Origin of the sequence: Marinobacter vulgaris (genome assembly GCF_003344045.1) — a bacterium.
Lineage (GTDB): Bacteria > Pseudomonadota > Gammaproteobacteria > Pseudomonadales > Oleiphilaceae > Marinobacter > Marinobacter vulgaris.
The window spans coordinates 372416-392515 of the sequence record NZ_QFWX01000002.1 but is presented as its reverse complement, the minus strand read 5'-3'; the positions used below and the strand labels follow the sequence as shown (position 1 = coordinate 392515).

At 57.7% G+C, this 20100-nt stretch carries 18 protein-coding genes; 9 read left to right on the top strand and 9 right to left on the bottom strand.

Going from position 1 to position 20100, the window contains the following annotated elements:
- Positions 1-18 precede the first annotated feature (18 nt).
- From DIT71_RS05020 to DIT71_RS04995, 6 genes are all read right to left on the bottom strand, one after another.
- Entirely contained in the window at positions 19-774 is a 756-nt protein-coding gene (locus DIT71_RS05020) for an amino acid ABC transporter substrate-binding protein (RefSeq protein WP_114612109.1), read from the bottom strand.
- 68 nt (positions 775-842) lie between these two features.
- Complete coding sequence (locus DIT71_RS05015) at positions 843-2018, bottom strand: ADP-ribosylglycohydrolase family protein (protein ID WP_114612108.1); 1176 nt, start codon at positions 2016-2018, stop codon at positions 843-845.
- A gap of 51 nt (positions 2019-2069) precedes the next feature.
- Positions 2070-3656, bottom strand: coding sequence for an FMN-binding glutamate synthase family protein (locus tag DIT71_RS05010; protein WP_114612107.1), 1587 nt, complete (start codon positions 3654-3656; stop codon positions 2070-2072).
- A gap of 161 nt (positions 3657-3817) precedes the next feature.
- A complete protein-coding gene (locus DIT71_RS05005) occupies positions 3818-4132 on the bottom strand; it encodes a non-heme iron oxygenase ferredoxin subunit (RefSeq protein ID WP_114612106.1) in 315 nt (104 codons plus the stop codon).
- Entirely contained in the window at positions 4129-5067 is a 939-nt protein-coding gene (locus tag DIT71_RS05000) for a fatty acid desaturase family protein (protein ID WP_114612105.1), read from the bottom strand. Before DIT71_RS05000 ends, DIT71_RS05005 begins: the two co-directional genes overlap by 4 nt.
- 222 nt (positions 5068-5289) lie before the next feature.
- Positions 5290-6612: a PQQ-dependent sugar dehydrogenase gene (locus tag DIT71_RS04995; protein WP_199490962.1), complete on the bottom strand. Its 1323-nt coding sequence runs from the start codon at positions 6610-6612 to the stop codon at positions 5290-5292.
- A 281-nt stretch (positions 6613-6893) separates the two neighbouring features.
- Between DIT71_RS04995 and DIT71_RS04990 the strand changes: the two genes are divergently transcribed.
- From DIT71_RS04990 to DIT71_RS04970, 5 genes are all read left to right on the top strand, one after another.
- Positions 6894-8912, top strand: a complete 2019-nt coding sequence (locus DIT71_RS04990; protein ID WP_114612103.1) for an oleate hydratase — start codon at positions 6894-6896, stop codon at positions 8910-8912.
- A gap of 243 nt (positions 8913-9155) precedes the next feature.
- A complete protein-coding gene (locus DIT71_RS04985; RefSeq protein WP_227537954.1) occupies positions 9156-11579 on the top strand; it encodes a PqqD family peptide modification chaperone in 2424 nt (807 codons plus the stop codon).
- Positions 11580-11643: 64 nt separating this feature from the next.
- A complete protein-coding gene (locus DIT71_RS17920; protein ID WP_158538951.1) occupies positions 11644-11934 on the top strand; it encodes a hypothetical protein in 291 nt (96 codons plus the stop codon).
- A 143-nt stretch (positions 11935-12077) separates the two neighbouring features.
- Positions 12078-12641: a DinB family protein gene (locus DIT71_RS04975; protein WP_114612100.1), complete on the top strand. Its 564-nt coding sequence runs from the start codon at positions 12078-12080 to the stop codon at positions 12639-12641.
- Between the two features lie 54 nt (positions 12642-12695).
- A complete protein-coding gene (locus DIT71_RS04970; protein ID WP_114612099.1) occupies positions 12696-13328 on the top strand; it encodes a c-type cytochrome in 633 nt (210 codons plus the stop codon).
- Positions 13329-13487: 159 nt separating this feature from the next.
- Here DIT71_RS04970 and DIT71_RS04965 read toward each other — a convergent pair whose 3' ends face one another.
- Positions 13488-14243, bottom strand: a complete 756-nt coding sequence (locus DIT71_RS04965; protein WP_114612098.1) for a YiiX/YebB-like N1pC/P60 family cysteine hydrolase — start codon at positions 14241-14243, stop codon at positions 13488-13490.
- Between the two features lie 199 nt (positions 14244-14442).
- Here DIT71_RS04965 and DIT71_RS04960 point away from each other — a divergent pair, with 199 nt between their 5' ends.
- Complete coding sequence (locus tag DIT71_RS04960; RefSeq protein WP_227537953.1) at positions 14443-15387, top strand: DUF3179 domain-containing protein; 945 nt, start codon at positions 14443-14445, stop codon at positions 15385-15387.
- A gap of 28 nt (positions 15388-15415) precedes the next feature.
- Here the strand turns inward: DIT71_RS04960 and DIT71_RS04955 are convergent, their stop codons facing one another.
- Positions 15416-15676, bottom strand: coding sequence for a zf-HC2 domain-containing protein (locus DIT71_RS04955; RefSeq protein ID WP_114612097.1), 261 nt, complete (start codon positions 15674-15676; stop codon positions 15416-15418).
- The gene (locus DIT71_RS04950) at positions 15670-16290 is read right to left on the bottom strand and encodes an RNA polymerase sigma factor (protein ID WP_114612096.1); all 621 of its coding nucleotides are present in this window, start codon (positions 16288-16290) and stop codon (positions 15670-15672) included. The genes DIT71_RS04955 and DIT71_RS04950 overlap by 7 nt, the downstream gene beginning before the upstream one ends.
- Positions 16291-16509: 219 nt before the next feature.
- Here DIT71_RS04950 and DIT71_RS04945 point away from each other — a divergent pair, with 219 nt between their 5' ends.
- The 3 genes from DIT71_RS04945 to DIT71_RS04935 all read left to right on the top strand — a co-directional run bounded on the left by DIT71_RS04945 (position 16510) and on the right by DIT71_RS04935 (position 20085).
- A complete protein-coding gene (locus DIT71_RS04945) occupies positions 16510-18699 on the top strand; it encodes an FAD-dependent oxidoreductase (RefSeq protein WP_114612095.1) in 2190 nt (729 codons plus the stop codon).
- Between the two features lie 83 nt (positions 18700-18782).
- Positions 18783-19745, top strand: coding sequence for a radical SAM protein (locus tag DIT71_RS04940; RefSeq protein WP_114612094.1), 963 nt, complete (start codon positions 18783-18785; stop codon positions 19743-19745).
- Between the two features lie 28 nt (positions 19746-19773).
- Positions 19774-20085 carry a hypothetical protein gene (locus tag DIT71_RS04935; protein ID WP_114612093.1) on the top strand — a complete coding sequence of 104 codons (312 nt, stop codon included), beginning with the start codon at positions 19774-19776 and terminating at the stop codon, positions 20083-20085.
- Positions 20086-20100 lie beyond the last annotated feature (15 nt).

Sequence of the window (20100 nt, the reverse complement as noted above, 5' to 3'; positions counted from 1 at the left end):
CAGGCCTTGGTGTGCCCTTCAGGGCTCGGTGATGTTCGTGCCGAACCACTTCTCTGAAATGGAGGCCAGGGTGCCATCGTCACGCAGGGCCGCCAGGGCTTTGTTGACCTCGTCTCGCAGGGCTCTGCCGGCTTCGGTGTCGCGGAACGGATAGGCGTTGGTGATTTGTGAGAAAGTGGGGCCGGCCAACTCCAGTGGCAGAGGCTTCTCCTTGATGATCTGGCTGGCACTGACCCGGTCCATCACGAAGGCATCCACGCGGCCCAGGGCGGTGTCCCGCTCCAGGTTGCTCTCATAGGTCTTGATATTGATCTGGTCTGCGTAGGGCAGCTCGCGCAGCAGTGCTTCGAAGTTGGAGCCCAGGTTCACGGCAACGGTTTTCCCCTTGAGGTCTTCCACGCCCTCGACTTCGGTGTTGCCTTTCTTGGTCACCACCTGAGCACCATCATAGACGTAAGGGTCGCTGAAAACATACGCCTTCTGCCGCTCTTCGGTGATGGTGATCTGGTTGGCAACCGTGTCGATACGCCCGGATTCCAGCATGCCAAACAGGCCCGAGAAGTTGGCGGTTTCGTACTTGATGTCACGCCCCATCTCCTCACCAATGGCGTTCATGACATCAACGTCAAAACCTTTGAGCTCATCCTGCTCTACAAAGGTAAACGGGAAATACTGGCCGGACATGCCGACCCTCAACGGATCATCCTGTGCAAGCAAAGGTGCGCTTGCCAGTAGTGAAATCATCAGTAACGTATTGATCAGTAGTGTTTTCATAAAACCTCCTTCTGCATCGCATCGTAACTGAAGCATAGTCGGGAGTGAAAATTGGGCAATGATGCACATCACCGTGTGTTAACCAGACGCTCAATATCCCTGAGAATATCAGGGGCATCGGTAACGCGAGCCAGCCAGCTCAGAGGGATGCCGCGCTCGCCGCCCACCCCATGCAGTGCCGCCATGGCTGGCCCGATGATCCAGGCCCGGCCACAGGAATCGCCGCCGCAATGAATGTTGGCGCGGACAGCTTCGATATAGCTGGTGGCATGGCTGAGAATATGAAAAATCACCGGCATGGCTTCGTGCAGATAGCAGGTACGGCCAAAGGTGTCGCCGGCTTTTACAGCATCCAGTGATGAACCGGTTTGCGCGTTGTTCAGGCTCTCCTGGTCCGGCGCCTCGGCTTTGGCGGCCTCCAGGGCTGCCGATAGGGGGTTACCCTGGAAAAGCTGGTCCAGAAGTATCGCGGCGCACTTTGCCCAGGCCACGGCTTCATCACTGTGATTGGTTACTCTGACAGCAGCCTCGGTGATCTCCATGAGCTCATCGCTGCCGGAATAGCAGGCCACCAGGGGCGGCAACTTGGAGACCGCCGGCAATTGCATGTCGTCGGCGCCGCTTTCCGGCAAAAGGTGACTGTCTATGGTTTCGGCAAGGTGAACGCCCGCATCCTGTACCCTTGTTTCATGATAGGTCAGGTTGATGCCCCGACGAACCGGCTCCGCCAGCTGGTCACCACTCAGGTACCGGGTATAGGGCAAAACCTTCTGCACCAGTATCCGTTTCTGTTCGTCGCTCAGGTCAGCAGTGGTGGTCGCCAGCGCCTGCTTGATGGCGTTCTGTTCAATGGCATCCAGATTGTTCAGGGTGACCCGTGTGGGGTTGTCGATATAACCCTGCCAACGGCCGCCAGGTCCGAAAAACGTTCGAAAGCGCCGCTGGTAATCGCGGATATCCAGTTGGCCATCACTGGCCAGAAGACTGTCGCTCAGTACACCCGTGGCAGCGCCGTAGTGGCTGATATCGCCAGGCTGTTTGCCCTCGTGCGCAAAGTAACCGAATCCGCCTTTGAAATAATCGGCCTTCGGAGGCAGGAACTCCGGCGCCTGGCCGCCCACCTCATGGATTCGCTGGCTGTCGTACAGCCAGTGCAGGCCCAGGCTGGCCGCATCGGCAACCCAGCCACCAGCGAGGGCGGCGATTATGGCGGGTTTTCTGTTATGTGGCAGGTTGCTGGTCATTGGAAATCCTCATCGGTCGTGTTCAGAATTCGGGATCGGAAAAATGCACATCTAACGCCAACTGTACGCAGTCGCCTGATGCCACTCACTGGCCCAGTCTTCGGGGGCACAGTCGCTATGCAGAAGGCATCCCTTTTCAATACGTGGATAAAGCTGAGCATAGTTCATAACGTTGCCCTGGTTGACCCTCCGGTTGATATCCGCAGGGTCGAGATCCTCGATACTGTCCTTGCCCAGGATACTGAGCAGTTCCGCCAGGGTTTCCATGGAAGAATGGTGGTAGTTGGCAACCCGCATGCCCTTGTCAGTGACGTCCAGCTGTTTGTAGCGGGCGGGGTTCTGGGTAGTGATACCGGTGGGGCATTTGTCCGTATTGCAGCTGCGGGACTGGATGCAGCCCAGTGCCAGCATCATGCCGCGGGCTGAATTCACGGTGTCGGCCCCGAGCACCATCATTCGCAGCATGTGAAACGCTGAGAATGCCTTGCCGGACGCGATAATGCGGACCTTGTCGCGAACACCGATACCTCGTAGCGCGTTGTGGACAAAATGCAGACCGTCGCGCAGTGGCATACCCACCGAGTTGGTCAATTCCACCGGTGCTGCCCCGGTGCCCCCTTCACCGCCGTCCACGGTAATGAAATCCGGCCGCAGACCGGTTTTCAGCATGGCTTTACAGATGCCCAGGAATTCCCGCCGGTTACCGGGGCAGAATTTGAATCCCACCGGCTTGCCACCAGAAAGTTTGCGCAGCCGCGCAATGAATTGCAGCAGTTCCACGGGATTGGTGAAGGCGGAGTGGCCAGGCGGTGACAAGACGTCTTCACCCATGGGCACCATGCGGATACGGGCGATTTCTTCGGTAAGCTTGGCAGCTGGCAATACGCCGCCATGCCCGGGTTTGGCACCCTGGGACAGCTTGATCTCGATCATCCTGACCACATCGCGGCCCGCCTGCTCTGCGAACAGGTTGGCGTCAAAGTCGCCCTGGGGCGTACGGCATCCAAAATAACCGGTTCCGATTTGCCAGATCAGGTCACCGCCATACTCAAGATGCCAATCACTGATTCCACCTTCGCCAGTGTTATGGGCGAAATTTCCCAGTTTTGCGCCCCGGTTGAGTGCCATGACAGCGTTACGGCTGAGGGCGCCGTAACTCATGGCGGAGATGTTCAATGGGGAGGCCTCATAGGGCCTGGCGCATTCTGGTCCGCCAAAAGTAACCCGAAGGTCAATCGGGCGGCATTCCTTGGGCGCCAGCGAGTGGTTTACCCATTCGTAACCGTCGCGATAGACATCGAAGATGGTGCCGAAAGCACGGGTGTCGTTATCTTTTTTAGCGCGTTGATAGATCAGGCTGCGGAACTCACGGTTGACCGGGGCGCCATCCAGGTCGGATTCCACGAAATACTGCTGCAACTCCCGCCGAACGGACTCGAACAGGTAACGGAAATGGCCAACAACCGGATAGATCTTGAGCAATGTGTGCTTGTTCTGGAAGAGGTCACGAATACCCAGGGCAATGAACGGCCCGACGACCAGCCAGGCCCAGTTAACGCCCGGCCATGCGACGCCGGCAGCAATCAACACGGCGCTCAGCGCCACACTTGAGAATATGAAGGCTTGACGGAAGACCATTTGGCGACCCTGTTTTCCAGCACTGGTGGTTCGTTATTTATCTGGATTAAGGGGCACGCCTGCATAAGGGTTGTTACAGAAAGCTCTGGGGAGTCTGGTCGTGGGGGCTGGAGATCTTGTTGCGGGCAACTTGGATGACCCGCGCCGACGCCTGCTCTGGATCAGATCCGAATCTGAACCTTGCCGTCCCGCACCCGCACTTCAAGCACCCGCATTGCCCGCGTCGCGGGCGCGGCGATGGGTTGTCCGTCGCGAACGTCAAAAGCCCCCTGATGCAGCGGGCATTCAATGACGTGATCGTCGAAATAGCCATCGCACAGATCCGCACCACCATGAGTGCAAAGCGCGAGCGAGGCATGGATCCCGGTGGGCGTATCATAGACAGCGATGGTGCGCCGCCCGACCTCGACCCGCGTGACCCAGTCTTTTTCCAGCTCGTCCACCGCGATCACGTTGCGCCAGGGCTTGTCGCTCATGCCTGCGCCTCCTGGATCTGACGTATGATGTCCCTATGCGCGCCGAGATAGCCGCCCGGCTCGACATGAATATGGTCACGCAGCTTTTTGTGCAGGCGCGGCAGGGTGTGGTAGGGAACCAGGGGCACATAGTGGTGTTCGGCGTGGTAGTTCATGTTCCAGCACAGGAACCGCCACGGGGCCGAGACCAGGTTGGTGCGGGTGTTCTTGCTCATCTGCGCCACGGTCGGACGACCCACATGTTCCGTCATCCGGATGAAACGCATCACCGGTTCGCCGAGAAACAGCGGAATGATCCAGTACCAGATCAGCCCCCACCACCCGGTGACTGCCATGCCTGCAAAGATCAGCGCGTATATTCCGAGGATGATTCGTGCGTCGCGAAACATGGCGGCATGTTCCTCCTTCGGGATGAAGCGTTTTTCGGCGTCTGAAAGCCGCCCCATGGCGTGGCGCGAAACCTCGTTGAACTTGGTTTTCCAGTAAGGGATCGCAGACAGGTAGAGCAGGTATTCACCATAGCTCTTCGGCATCGGGATCAGCTCCGGGTCCTTGCCGTCCAGCTGCGTATAGGTGTGGTGATCGCAATGCTCATAGCGGAAGAAGCGATGCGGCAGCAGAATAATTAGCCCGCAGATCTGCCCGACGATATTGTTCAGTTTGCGGGTACGGAACACGGTGTAATGCACGCATTCATGTTGTAGCGAGAAATGATGCACCAACACGATTCCCTGCAGGAACATGGCAGGCCAGATCAGCCAGCTGTTCCACGCAAGGGTAATCAGCGTTGTGGTTCCGGCCAGTACCAGCACCCACAGCGCCAGGTGCCGCAGGGCGGGCCCGTCGGAGCGTTGCATCAGGGCTTTCAGTTCCTCGCGGCTCAGCTTGCCCTCTGCAAGCGCCTGGGTCTGGGGTGTAACAATGCCTTGCGTCATCGTTGCTAATCCACGAGTTCTGCCGGTACCGGGAGCTATATGCAGGAGGCGACAATAGCTTCGACCATAGCACGCCCGAATTCGGCCCTGCAAAAAGGTCCACCAGAAAAACAAGGTGGCCGGTTAACCAGGTTGTGGGTATCCAATGCCGATCACCTGCTCTCAAGGGCTGTGGACGCTGAGTATGTGGCGGATATGCTGGTAGCCTGGTCGAGCCGGTATCTATAGGCCTGCAGAGTCAATGACGCGCCATACGGTGTTGCCAACGTCATCAGCCACCAGCAGACCCCCGTGCCCATCCAATGCTACCCCCACAGGCCGCCCGCGGGCATTGTCGTCTGCGTCGACGAAGCCGGACAGCACAACCTCCATCGAGCCGGCCGGTCGGCCGCCGGTGAATGGTATGAAGACGACTTCATAGCCATTCAGTGGCCGTCGGTTCCAGGAGCCGTGCAGGCCCACAAACGCGCCTTCGCCATAACCGGCCATGCCGTTGGAATTGAAAGCCAGGCCCAAGGGTGCCACGTGCGCGCCGAGGGCGAAATCTGGCGAAATTGCGCTGGCCACCAGCTCTGGCTGCTGGGGGCTAACCCGGTGATCAACATGTTGGCCAAAGTAGCTGTAGGGCCAGCCGTAGAAACCGTCCCGGCGGACCGAAGTGAGGTAATCGGGAACCAGATCGCTGCCGAGTTCGTCACGCTCATTGACAACTGCCCATAGCTCGCCCGTATGCGGCTCCCAGTCAAGGCCCACCGGATTGCGCAGGCCTGAGGCGAACACCCGTGTAGCGCCGGTGGCGACATCGATTTCGAGTATCGCTGCACGCATCTGCTCGACATGCATGCCGTTTTCGGCGACGTTGCTGTTGGATCCGACGCCCACATACAGGTGGGCACCATCGGCACTGGCGAGCAGACTCTTGGTCCAGTGGTGATTCAACTCGTCACCTTTGCCGGGAAGGTCAGTAACCTTGACGGGAGCGGCGGTTATGGTTGTCTCACCACTCTGATAGGGCACTTTCACTAAGGCATTGGCGTTGGCCACGTACAGGGTGTCCCCGACCAGCGCCATGCCGAACGGCGAGTGCAGGTCCTCGAGAAACACACTGCGGAAGTCGGCCTTTCCGTCCCTGTCGGTATCGCGCAACAGGGTGATGCGGTTGGCGCTCGGCACGGCAGCCCCGGCGCGCTTCATCAGCTGCTTCATCACCCAGCCCTTGATCCCGCCGATTCCGCTTTTCCCCGCTGGCGCGTTGGTCTCGGCGACCAGCACATCACCATTTGGCAAGACGTACAGCCAGCGCGGGTGGTCGAGGCCCCCGGCAAAAGCTGTCACCTCCATGTTCGCGGCCGGGGTCGGAGTGGCGCCGTCTGTCCACCCGACCGCCGGCGCGATCTTGACGGTAGGAAGCAGGCTCCGCGGCGGCTGGGGCAGCTCTGGATCAGTCCCGGTGCCGGCTTGCGCGGGTAACCGCGCATGTCCTCCGCAGCCTGACAGAAGGACAATGAGAGCCAGAAGTGCCAATATCAAGGCGGACTTGTTCATGGTCGCATCCTTCAGGTTGGCGAACATTATCCATAACACCATCTTTCCAGGCAGGCAGCCTCAGAGATCATAATATACGCGTCGGTACGTCTGCGCACTGACCCGGTAGCGAGGGGAAAAGACGTCAGGGAATTTATTTATCCCACTGATGTAACATTTCCAGCATACGAAGTATTGGTGAAAATGTTTCTCGCCGGTCAGATTGATATGTGTCACCCACCTTCGCAGTTTATGGGCGCACACTGTAAGGATACTCATCTCACAGGAAAGGAGATCCTTCAATGGCCCGCTCAGATATCCCCGGAACAGAGCCCTCGAAACTCAAAGCCCATATCGACGCGCTGGAGGCCCAGGGCGTCGGTGTCACCCCCGACGCTTCCTCCCGGCACTTGCACAACGGTACCGATACGCCGCTGCCACCGGCGGATCTCCATGGTGCCTACGTCAACCATCGCCCGCTTCCCACTGAAGGTATCGCAGACCGGCGCGCCTGGATTGTGGGTAGTGGTATCGCCGGCCTGTCCGCCGCTTTCTTTCTGATCCGCGACGGCCATATGCCGGCTGGCAATATCACCTTCCTGGAAGAGCAGGCCATTGAGGGCGGCTCCCTTGATGGCGCCGGCAACGCCGAAGACGGTTACATCGTGCGCGGTGGTCGGGAAATGGAAATGACCTACCAGAATTTCTGGGATGTGTTCTCGGAAATACCGGCTCTGGAGTTGCCGGAACCTTTTACCGTGCTGGATGAATACCGCATCGTAAATGATGCCGACAAGAACTGGTCAAAGGCACGGCTGCTGGAGAAGCAGGGCCAGATCAGGGACTTTTCGACCATGGAATTGACCAAGCGACAGCAACTGGAAGTGGTCAGGCTTCTGTTGGCGCGTAAGGAGGATCTGGACGACATCACCGTTGAGCAATGGTTCAGTGAAGGGTTTCTGAACAGCAACTTCTACACCTTCTGGCGTACGATGTTTGCCTTCCAGAACTGGCATTCCGTGCTTGAAATGAAACTCTACATGCACCGTTTCCTGCACCTGATGGACGGGCTTAACGACATGACCTCGCTGGTCTTTCCCAAATACAATCAATACGATGCCTTTGTGCGCCCGCTGATGGACTGGCTGAAGGATCAGGGTGTTAACATCCAGTACGACACCATTGTCGAGAACCTGGAGATGGAAACCTCTGGTGACACCCGAACCGTCACGGCCATCCAGTGCCATGGCAGTGAAGGAGACAAGACCTTTAACGTCGGCGAGCGTGACCTGGTGTTCATCACCACCGGTTCGATGACCGAAGACACCGCCTACGGTGATGACGACACGGCGCCGGAACTGAAAGAAAACCAAGAGGCAGGCCCGGGTTCCGGCTGGCAGCTGTGGAAAAACCTGGCGCAGAAATCGGACGTGTTTGGCCGGCCGGAGAAGTTTTGCGGCAACATACCCGGATCAACCTGGGAGTCCGTCACCCTGACCTGCAGGCCCTCCCCTTTGATGGATAAGCTCAGAGAGCTGTCGGTCAACGACCCCTATTCCGGATTCACGGCAACGGGGGGCATCATTACCTTTACCGATTCAGCCTGGCTGATGAGCTTCACCTGCAACCGTCAGCCACACTTCCCGGATCAGCCTGATGATGTGATTGTGCTGTGGACCTACGCACTGATGATGGACAGGCCCGGCGATTATGTGAAAAAGCCGATGCCGGAATGCACCGGCAAAGAGGTGCTGGCGGAGATGTGCCATCACCTGGGCCTGATTGATCAGCTCGACGAGGTGATGGCCGCCACTAAAACCCGGATTGCGCTGATGCCCTACATCACCGCCCAGTTCATGCCGCGCGCCAAAGGTGACCGGCCATGGGTCGTGCCGCAAGGCTGCAGCAACCTGGCCTGCATGGGCCAGTTTGTGGAGACCCACAACGATGTGGTGTTCACCCTGGAGAGCTCGGTGCGCACAGCCCGGGTTGGCGTCTACAGCCTGCTAGGTATCAATAAACAGGTGCCGGACATCTATCCGGGCCAGTACGATATACGCCGGCTGCTGCGGGCCACCCGTACCCTGAACAACGATGAAGCGTTTCTGGGCGAAGGCTTCCTGCGTAGGATTCTCGGCGGCACCTATTTCGAACATATCCTGCCGCTGGGCCCGGATGAGAAGGCTGAAGAGCTGAGCCGGCCGGGATTGTTCGAGCAGCAGGTCCAGGCTGTTCGGGGCCTTGTCGAAGACAATCACAAACTGGAAGAAGCCAGGGACTGGGTTCAGGGTGTATTGAGCAAGTTGCGAGGGCGCCGCTGACCCCAGTCGTTCGAAACCGCCAGCCATGCCCCTGAGCTGGCGGATCCATTATCCCACCAGAATGACTCCATTATACCTACCCCTCCAGATCTCCCATTTGTAACAACGCCGGCTTCTATGTGTCTTGTCTGTTAGTGGCAATAAATTGTCTGGTTTCTGTAACACCCGTTTAGCTGGCGTGTCCATGCAGGTGAGCAACAGACAATAAAGACAAGACCAGGTCGCAAGGGAGAACACTTCGACATGACTCGACACTACTGGATGGGCGGCAACCGCACCTACGAGCAGGACCGCTTTTTTGAAGCATCACTTGATCAGGACCGCTGGCAGAAGGGCGACAGCCCGGATGACTGGGATGCCTGCTGGTACACGGGCATGCCCGATCCGGAGTTTTTCAGGCACGTCGGGCCCGAGCGCAAGATCAATCACATTCCCGGGAATAACGCCCTGACGGTGAAAAGCCGGCTTTACCAGAGCCTGCTGACGCTTCACGACCGGGTGAGCCTCCAGGATAACGGACAGAACGGTCAGGTTGATCGCCTGCAGTTTTTCCCGCGCGTCTATTCCATGCCCGGGGACTACCATGCCTTCCAGCAGGAGGCCCTTGATGAACCTTCCAAACGCTGGATTCTGAAGCCCAAGAATGCGGCACGTGGCAAGGGCATTCAACTGGTTAAAGACCCGGCCAATGTGCCCATGGATTCGTCGTGGATGGTGCAGGAATACATCGAGAACCCCCACACCATGCACGGGCGCAAGTATGTGTTGCGGTTGTACGTTGCAGTCACCTCGGTTGCACCTTTGCGGGTGTATCTCTATCGCCAGGGCTTTGCCAAGCTTGCATCCGCGCCTTATGACGAGGAAAACGCAGACAATCCCTACAGTTACCTCACCAATCCCGATGTTAACGCGCTGAATCTCGACGCTGACGTGCCGGTGGAGTTTGTTGACCTGGACCGCTACCGCGTCTGGTTGAGGGAGCAGGGCCATGATGATGAGGCCCTGTTTGCCAGGGTTGAGGACATGGTCGCCTTGACCGGCCTGTCGGCTGTTGAATCCATGCGCGAGCGCTCCAGGGTGGTGGGAGCCGATACCCGTGGCTGTTATGAGCTGCTCGGCATTGACTGCCTGGTGGACGACAAGCTCAAACCCTGGGTGCTGGAATGCAATCTCAGCCCTTCCTTGGAAGTATGCGCCGGTGCTGAGAGCGGCGGTGATATTGAAGAAGGCGTCAAGGGATCGCTGGTGGCGGACCTGGTAAGCCTGGTGGGGCTGAATGGCAAGCCCGAAACGGTTCCCGGCGCGTCTGTGGAACAACAGCTGATCCTGGAAACAGAAAACGAGCAGGCCCGGGCGGGTAACTTCAAGCGCCTGTTGCCCTCGGAAAACTCCGCGGCTTATCTGCCCTTTTATACGCTGCCACGGCTGGAGGACTGGGTCGTCGCGAAAGCCCTTGCCGGCAACGGCTTAACCCAGCCAATCCTGCAACGGCGCCGTGCCGAGGATATGATCAGTGAGGACCGGGTTTATGTCTACGATACCCGGCTTGGGCATCTCAGTGTCCTGAACGAGACCGCATCGCTGATCTGGCTCATGGCCACCGATGGTATCCCGCCGGACGATATTGCCGATGCCCTGACCCAGTCAGCCAGGCAGAACGCTGCCACAGAGCCTGATACCTGGTCCATTCGGCGGGATGTCTGGAATTCCCTGGCGGACTGGGTCAACAAAGGTTTTCTGGTCCAGGCGAACGCCGATGTCTCCGCCACTGATTTTTCCCCCGCAGGGAATATTCCACTCCCACAGGTGTCCGAGCCCTATTCGTGTGTTCTCGAATGTGGCGGATTCCACGTGGAGCTGTTTACCGACAGCCCGGCGGTTGTGAGCCGGATCGGCTCGTTACTTTTCCCGCTTGAATCGAAAAGCCGGCCCGGCTCCCGTTCAAGGCTTGAGGTTGTGCGTGATACCCCGGGCTACACACTGATCCTCGACGGCAAGGTTGTGCAATCCCGGCTCGCCCTTTCCCGCGTGGCGCCTGCAGTCATGGTCTGTCTGACCGGCCACGCAGCAGACGAAGGCGACATCATCATTGACGCCGGCGTGGTTACCCGGCCGGATGAGCCGGCAAGCGCAGTGCTGGTTGCCAACAGCGACCCCGAGCTCGGTGATGGGCCAGCGCTGGCGCTGGCCTGCCGTCTCGATGCGAACTTTGGCCGGGCCCTGAGAATTTCTGCGGAGCCGGCTGCGGCCCTGTTTGCGCTAGGCCTGCCGGCACAGGTGCCTCCGGCCAGGATTGATGACCCTATGATCTCGGGCCATTTTTCCGTGCATTCACCAAAAGATGGCCATGAGGTTGCGCTGCAACCCGCGTCGCTGGGGATCGCCGGCAAGGGGTGCCAGGTTACGACAGTTCTGATACCCGCCCGGTCACCGCTTCAGCACGGAGGTGGTCTGCAGACGGTGTCAGTGAATGAAGCCTTACGTCATCTCATTCCCGGTTGCTGTGGCCCAGACGGACACCCCTTGGATACGGCAGGGTTTTCGCGACTTGCAGAATGGCTCGAGACAGCAGACCGATATCTGGTGAACCCAGACAACCTCGATGCCATTGCGGCGCAGCTATCAGATGCGGATCGGCCAGAGATAGAGCAAGCATTCGGGCAGTAGCCTGAAGATCCGGGCACACACATGCCCGGTGTTAACCAGAGAAACGGATAAGGAGAGCAATACCATGTCCAGAGATACTCAGAAAAGACAGTTGTTGCGAAAGCTTGCCAGGGGTATCACCTACACCGGGCCAATGCTGGCAGTTGTCGTTGGCGCCTCAGCCATTGGTACGGCTACCGCTGCAGAAGTAAATGCCGAAAGCGAGTACATGATGCTTGCAGCCGGTGAAGCGGAAGCCGAGGGCGAGGCCAAGGGTGAAGCGGAAGGCGAAGCTAAAGGTGAAGCCGAAGGTGAAGGAGAAGGCGAAGGAGAAGGCGAGGGCGAAGGCGAAGCAGAGGGTGAAGCCGAAGCCTGAGTAGGAATCTGCAGCACCTGAACAAGGCAGTGGCCCGGCCAGGGGTGAAGCGGATTCGTCCGTAACCCTGGCGCCGGGGCCAGTCTGCCACTGCTTTGCTGCTTTTAGTGAACGAATCAACCCAGACGATACGGGTGAAAAAAATGCCAAATTCAAGTTCCGGGTCTGTTAGTTGTGAAGAGCTTGTTGCCGAAAATGCCCATGCCATCAACCAGCTTGCAGAGCTGCTTGTTGTGTTGCCTGGAAAGCTGTATCGGCAAACGTTCGGGGCGAAAAAACAGCATGTAATCGGTAAGCATGTGCGCCATATCATCGACCATTACATGGCTTTTCTGAGAGCCGTCAACGGGCGATCCACGGTGCCACTGGATTACGAGAAAAGAGAGCGCGAGGAAAGGCTGGAGCTGGATAGTCACGCGGCCTGCAACAGGCTTCTCGCCATCATCAATCTGCTGGATGGTCTCGCTGATTTCCCGCAGAACGCACCACTGACGATGGAACATCTCAGTGATGGGCAGAGGAATGATGTCACCACCAGCATTGATCGGGAACTGGTGTTTCTGGCCAGCCATACGGTTCATCACATGGCGATTATCGCGATGCTGGCGGAACAGGGTGGGATTGAAGTCCGTGATGGATTCGGAGTTCATCCTTCGACCCTGCGCCATCAAAGGCAGTTGAAAAACCAGATGGCAAAGATCGCGTGAACCCAGGGTTCATGCCAAAAATCCAATAAACAATGACGATCGGAGAGTGCTCAAATGAATACTGACAGTCATCGCAAAGAACTCCTGCGTAAGCTTTCCCGAAACCTTATGGTGTCGGTACCCGTGATGACGGTAGTCGCTATGGCGGGAATGTCGGCAGTGTCTGAAAACGGACTGGGACTGATTCCTTCAGCGGAAGCTGCCCAGGGGGAAGCAGAAGGTGAAGCAAAGGGAGAAGCGGAAGGCGAAGCAAAGGGAGAGGCTGAAGGTGAAGCTGAGGGCGAAGGTGAGGCTGAAGGAGAAGGCGAGGCCGAAGGGACTTCCGAAGCCATGAAAGAGGCAGTCCAGCGCCCTGAAGGGTACGAACCCTACGACGGCGATACCGAGTCCCTGGCCAGGAAAGGGGAGGCCCTGTTCAGCGATACATCGCTTTCTTCCAATGGTTTGTCCTGTGCGACCTGCCATACCAACGGCGCCGGTTACGCCGATACCTTCTCCAAGGAATACCCGCATTTCGTCGCCATGGGCAAAAGCGATTTCGGGATGGACAAGGTCCATCTGGATGAGATGGTCCAGATCTGCATGGTTGCTCCCATGGCAGCGGAGCCACTGGAGTGGGATTCCGAAGAGCTGGCCGCTCTGACGGAGTACATGCGCATTGAACAGGAAAAGTTCCAGAAACGTTAAGGTCTGGCCCGCCGATAAAGGGAATTATTGCGCCGGATCCGGGTGACGCTCTGCATCGTCGGTTGTCTCGACGGCTTGGGTGGGGCTTGCGTCCACCCTTTTTTTAGCCGCCAGCCAGACCTTTTTTGGCCCCGAATCATGGAGGCCGGCGCCGGTCGATTACCGGTCACTCCAGTCAATGGCCCGGTAATTAAAATTGACTTCCAGCGTTGGCTTGATGATCCGGAAATAAGGCGAAGCGTCAAAATCTCTTGGCGTGAACAGGGAATGGTGTCGAACCCGGAACTGCTCGTAAACGCAGTCCTCACAGTCAGGATCGTCACTGGGCAACGTTCTGACAACCGGCAGGATTGGATACCGCAACTGCTGGAAACCCTCTGCAATGAACGTTGAACAGATTGCCCGTGTCGGGTCGCCACTTCCAAACGCCAGCAATTTGTGCCGGTATCGCAGAGGAACCGGAGGTGTCGGAAACAGGTAGCGAGCCAGGTCAAACACGTTTTTCATGTCGTATTGATGCCCCAGCCGGCTTTTTGAATAGTCGCTAAGCTGACGGATATCCTCTTCACTGAGCCCGACCGGACGGCAGATCCGGGTATGGGTGTGCCGATAGCACGATAGCGGGAGGGTTCGAATACCTTCTTCAAGATCCGCCTCTACCAGCACATTCAGTGCGCCGTTCCCGGCTGCTCCCAGCCCGGTTTCTGGCCCCAGGTACAGCGCAGCATGGGACCAGGTAGACTGGGTCAGAAACTTGATGGCTGCACTGATTCGTGTATTGCCTTCCACCAGCAAAACATCTCCCGGCTGAAGCGACTTCTCCAGGGCTTCCCAGGTGGAAGTGCGCACGGAATGCCGAGTGACCTGTTTCGAGAGGTAGGCGGCAAGCCGCCGCGATAGCCAGTTCAGCAACATCGTTTATCCCGGTTGTTTCTGGAGTTCTGTTGATAGCAGAGACAAACTTCCCAGGACACTGTTACAGCGCTCAACGGGTTGCTTGCAAGCGTTTCATCGGAAAATCGGGAATTACAGTTTCAGAGGTCCGCGCTGTAACAGTCGTTGCGCTTGGGTGTCAGTGTCTTCACAGGTAACAGGTCGAGGGGGAGGAAAACTGATGAAGATGCGGGCTCGAAACCTTCTGTCGTTGGGAGCAGCGCTTCTGATGTTCGCCCAATCGGGAATGACCCAGGAGAAAAATGGTTTTGATCTGAGCAATGCGCTGATACCGGTGGATGAGATTCTCAGTGGCGGGCCGCCCCGGGATGGCATTCCCTCCATCAATAACCCGAAATTTGAACATGCGGGGGATTCCCTGCCGTGGCGGGGAGACGATCTGGTTATGACCTATGATCAGGACCAGGCAAGGTATGCTTTCCCGATTGGTATCCTGAACTGGCACGAGATTGTCAATCACGAATCAGACGGTGGGCCTGTGCTCATTACTTTTTGTCCGTTATGCGGCACCGGTATGGCGTTTTACCCCGTCGTGGACGGCCGTGATCTGACCTTTGGAGTTTCCGGGCTGCTCTATAGCAGTGACCTGCTGATGTACGATCACCAGACGGAGTCCCTGTGGTCTCAGATTGAAGGGCGTGCCATTTCCGGCCCCCTGGCGGGCACGGAACTGAAGCCGGTCGCGGTTCGTCATGAGCTCTGGCAGAAGTGGCGGGACCGGGTTGGTGATAACGGACAGGTACTTTCAACCGATACCGGCCATCGCAGGAATTACCGTCAGTCTCCCTATGGCGATTATGACCATTCGGAGCGGCTGTACTTCCCGGTATCCAGTACCAGCAGGAAATACCATCCAAAAACCTGGGTGCTGGGCTGGACCCATAACGGTGAGAGTAAGGCGTGGCCTTTTCCGGAGCTTGCCGATCACGGTGCCGGGGTGCTTGAGGACCAGATAGGCGGGAAAAACGTCAGCGTCCATTACGATGCCGACGTTCCCTCGGCCGAGCTGCGGGACGAATCAGGCAAGCTGATGCCCGCTACTCGGGCCTTCTGGTTCGCCTGGTATACTTTCCATCCGGAGACGCAGGTTTTCGAGGCAGACTAATCGCTGGATTCAAGTCGGGATAGGGTGATCAATCGGAATTGCCGTTTCCCGAGTTTCGCGCATTCAGCGACTCGGTAACGCGTTCGTCGATCCGACGGACAAGCTCTTCGTCCAACTGCTGGCTGGAATGGGCGTTTATCAGGTCCACGCTGGCACGCAGGTTGCCAATGAATGTCCGGCAGTGGCCGCACATCATCAGATGCATCTTCACGGACACTGTATCCATGGGGCCCAGCTCGCCATCGATGTAATCGCTGGCGATTCTGGCCAGATCCCGGCACATTAACATTCACCTGTCTCCTGAAACGTCTCGACCATCAGAAAGATTTTTTGCCGCGCCCTATGCACAAGCACCCGCAGGTTAGAGGCACTGACATCCAGAATGTTACACACATCGTCGGATTTATGCTGGTGCGCCTCATAGAGCAACAGCGCAGACCGTTGTGTTTCTGGCAGTGAGGCCAGGTGTTTGTCAAGACAGTCACTGAGTGCGCCGTTTTCCAGCAGTGCCTGGGCGGACTCGTTGGTTTTCAGGCTTGGGGGGGTGGCCCAGCGGCCGTTGGGGGCAAAGCGATCGGCCAGCTCCGGGTCCAGGGTCTCGGAAAAATCCGCGCTGACTTCGCGCTTTGCTTTTCGGAGGTGATTCTTGGCACGGTTGGCAACAATCCGGTGAAGCCAGGTTTTCAGGCCGGACCGGCCTTCAAATTTCTGGATGGCATCGATCACCGTCACCCAGCAGTCCTGGACAGTTTCTTCCGCGGCCGAGTGGTCCAGGTAAAAGCGGGCAACGGCCAGCATGCCCGGTGTGTATAAACGAACGGCTTTGTGAAAGGCAGACTGATTGCCGGATTTCAGGCCATGAATGAGGATATCCTCGTCAGACTGATGTGTCGCGGTGTCCATTCCGTATACCTCCGGATGTCTGCGCTAGTGCGCTGCCAAAAAGATGTTGTTGGACTTCGAGAACTGACTGGAGAATGGTATGTCCATGCTGGTGGCTCTAAGTTCCTGGATTGATGAGTAAGCGTTCAAAAAAGTTTAGACTGAGCCCGCTGTAACATCCAGCGCTGCTCCGTGTCTTTCTGGGCAACCCGTTTTCATTCTTAACCAATGGATTTAGTTATGAACCCCAAAAAGCTCATTCTGCTGCTGATCATCGGTGCCGTGGTTGCGCTGTTTATCGGTTTAGGCGGCCCGGAGATACTGACCCTGGAAAACCTGCAGAGGCACCAGTCGTCGATTGAGCAGTGGATCAGTCAGAACCTGCTGGTGGCTGTGCTTGGCTTTGCAGCCATTTACGTGGTTGTCACCGCGTTGTCGCTGCCCGGGGCAGCCATTATGACGCTGGCTGGCGGTGCCTTCTTTGGCAATATCTATGGTTTGATTGCCGTCTCGGTGGCTTCGACCATCGGCGCGTCGCTCGCTTTTCTGGTAGCAAGATTCCTGATGAGGGATACGCTGCGAAAGAAGTACGCGGAAACCGTCGCCAAAATGGACCGTGGTATCAGGAAAGACGGGGCATTTTATCTGGCAACACTGCGGCTGGTGCCGGTGTTCCCCTTCTTCCTGATCAACCTGGCCATGGGCCTGACCGCCATGAAGCTGAGCACCTACGCGCTGGTGAGCTGGGTGGCGATGTTGCCGGGAACCTTTGTTTACGTGAACGCGGGCACCCAGCTTGCCCAGATTGACTCCACTGGCGACATTCTCTCCGCCGACCTGCTGCTGTCCTTCGCACTGTTGGGCCTGTTCCCGCTGATTGCCAAATTCATCGTCGGCTTTATTCGCAAGCGCCGGGTGTATGCCGGTTGGCAGAAGCCGGAGTCCTTTGATTACAACCTGCTGGTGATTGGTGGCGGTTCTGCAGGCCTGGTGTCGGCGTACATTGCGGCGGCGGTCAAGGCGAAAGTGGCGCTGATCGAGAAGGACAAAATGGGCGGTGATTGCCTCAACACCGGCTGCGTGCCGTCCAAGGCACTGATTCGCAGTGCCAAGGCCGCGGACACCATGCGCCATGCCAACCGTTATGGCCTGGAGTCTGTGCCGGTGAAAGGCTCCTTCAGCAACATCATGAACCGGGTCAAAGATGTGATTGCCAAAGTCGAGCCCCATGACTCGCCAGAGCGTTATCGCAAGCTGGGCGTGGACTGCATCTCCGGTACTGCCAGCTTTGTATCACCCTGGGAACTGGAAGTTGTTCATAATGACGGCCGTACCGAGCGCCTGACTGCCCGCAGTATTGTGGTTGCCACTGGCGGCAAACCAGCGGTTCCCCCGATCCCGGGGCTGGCGGAAATGGCGCCCTTGACCTCCGACAATCTCTGGTCGCTGGACACCCAGCCGGAGCGGCTGCTGGTGCTGGGTGGCGGCCCCATCGGGTCCGAACTGGCCCACGCCTTTGCAAGACTTGGCAGTAAGGTGACCCAGGTGGAAATGGGCGACCGCCTGTTGGCAAAAGAAGACAGCGATGTCGCTGACGTGATCATGAAGCAGTTTGAGCAGGATGGTATCGATCTGAGGCTGAACCACGCCGCCAAGGAGTTTGCGGTCGAGGACGGGGAGAAAGTGGCTTACTGTGAGCACAACGGCGAACGTGTCAGGATCCCGTTTGATCAGGTTCTGGTTGCCGTGGGCCGAGCCGCCAACACCAAAGGTTTGGGTCTGGAAAAGATCGGCATCGAGCCTCTGCCCAACGGCACGGTACCGGTGGAAGAAGACATGAGCATGCGCTTCCCCAACGTATTCGCCTGCGGCGATGTGGCTGGTCCCTATCAGTTTACCCACGCGGCCGCCCATCAGGCCTGGTACGCGGCGGTAAATGGTCTGTTCGGGCAGTTCAAACGCTTCCGGGTGGATTACCGGGTGATGCCCTGGGTAACCTTCACCTCGCCGGAAGTGGCCCGGGTGGGTCTCAGTGAAGCAGAAGCCAGGGAAAAGGGCGTGGCCTACGAGGTGACCCGTTACGGCCTGGATGACCTGGACCGCGCCATTGCCGAGAGCGAGGATTACGGCTTCATCAAGATCCTCACTCCGCCGGGCAAAGACAAGATACTGGGCGCCGTAGTGGTCGGTATGCATGCGGGTGAAATCCTGGCGGAGTTTACCCTGGCCATGAAGCACGGCCTGGGCCTCAACAAGATTCTGGGTACCATCCACCCCTATCCGACCTGGAACGAATCGGCCAAGTACGCTGCCGGCGAATGGAAGCGAGAACACGCGCCTCAGGGCATTCTCAGGCTGCTTGAGAAGCTCCATGGCTGGCGCCGTGGCAAACAGCCACAGGACAAGGCCGCAAAACAAGCGACGACGTAGAACAGATAAATGGCACCGGTAACGTAACGCCGGTGCCATTGGTTTGTCCGTACAGAGAGATTCACCGTAAACACGGAGCAGCTATGCCCCTGACACAAACCACCGAAAGACGTATCCCCGCCGTGGAAGTGCTGGAACCCCGGGCCCGCGACAGCTGGACCCACACCCGCAACGGCGATCCGCGCGGCTACATTGACTCGGATAGACTCAAGGAACTGTGGATTCACACCGGCACCGCCTGCAACCTGGCCTGCCCGTTCTGCCTTGAGGGGTCTCACCCCGGCGACGGCCGCATTCCCGGCATGAAGCTCAGTGACGTAAAACCGTTTATTCACGAAGCTCTGGATATGGGGGTGGAACAGTTTTCCTTCACCGGCGGCGAGCCATTTGTGATCCGGGATTTTATTAATATCCTGGATTATGCCAGCCACCACCGGCCGTGCTTCGTGCTCACCAACGCCACTGATCCGCTGCTGAAACGCCGCCATCAGGTCTTGCCGTTGCTGGACAATCCCTACCCGATCCATTTCCGCGTCAGCCTGGACTTCCCGGACCGCGCCCGCCACGACGTCGACCGCGGCGAAGGCAGCTTCGACAAGGCACTGGAGGGTATTCGCTGGATGGTGGACCAGGGATTCCAGGTGTCCATCGCCCGCCAGACCGACCCGGATGAAATCCCGGCCAATGTGGAATCGGCTTTTCGCGGTATCTTCCGCGAATGCGGCATTCCGCAAACCCTGGCGTTCACGGCCTTTCCGGACCTGGGTACGCCAGGTTCCGAGGACGGCAGCCCGGAGATTACTGAAACCTGCATGGAGAAGTATCCCACCAAAGAGGCCCGTTCCCATTTCATGTGTACCTATACCCGCATGCTGGTGAAGCGGGATGATCGGGTGCGGGTGTATGCCTGCACTCTGGTGGATGATGACCCTGAGTATGATCTGGGGGGGACGCTGGCCGAGAGCATGGATGAGCGCATTATGTTGCGGCATCACCGGTGTTTTTCCTGTTACAGGTTTGGGGCTAGTTGTTCGGCGCCTGGGTGAGGTTTTGGGCTTTTTTTAGGACTGGTTGATGGATATTGGCGGCCTGGGGGTGGTGTTTTATTTCCTTGGGAAAAAGAACTCGCTTCGCTCAGACACCTTTTTCTTAGCGGAAATAAAACACCACCCCCAGACCGCGGTTGAACCACTGCAATTCGTTGGATTAAAGACAAAGAGTTTTCCGATTGGTTGCTTTCAACGCAAAGTCGGGGACGGCATGGCGACGTTGATGACAGAGGCAGTGGTGGCGGGGGTTCAAAAAATGTGGAGCGCCAGGGATGGCGCGACCAAGCCCCCCATGGATGGGTTCACGGGCGTTTTTTTGAACCCCCGCCACCACTGACTCAGACACCTAAAG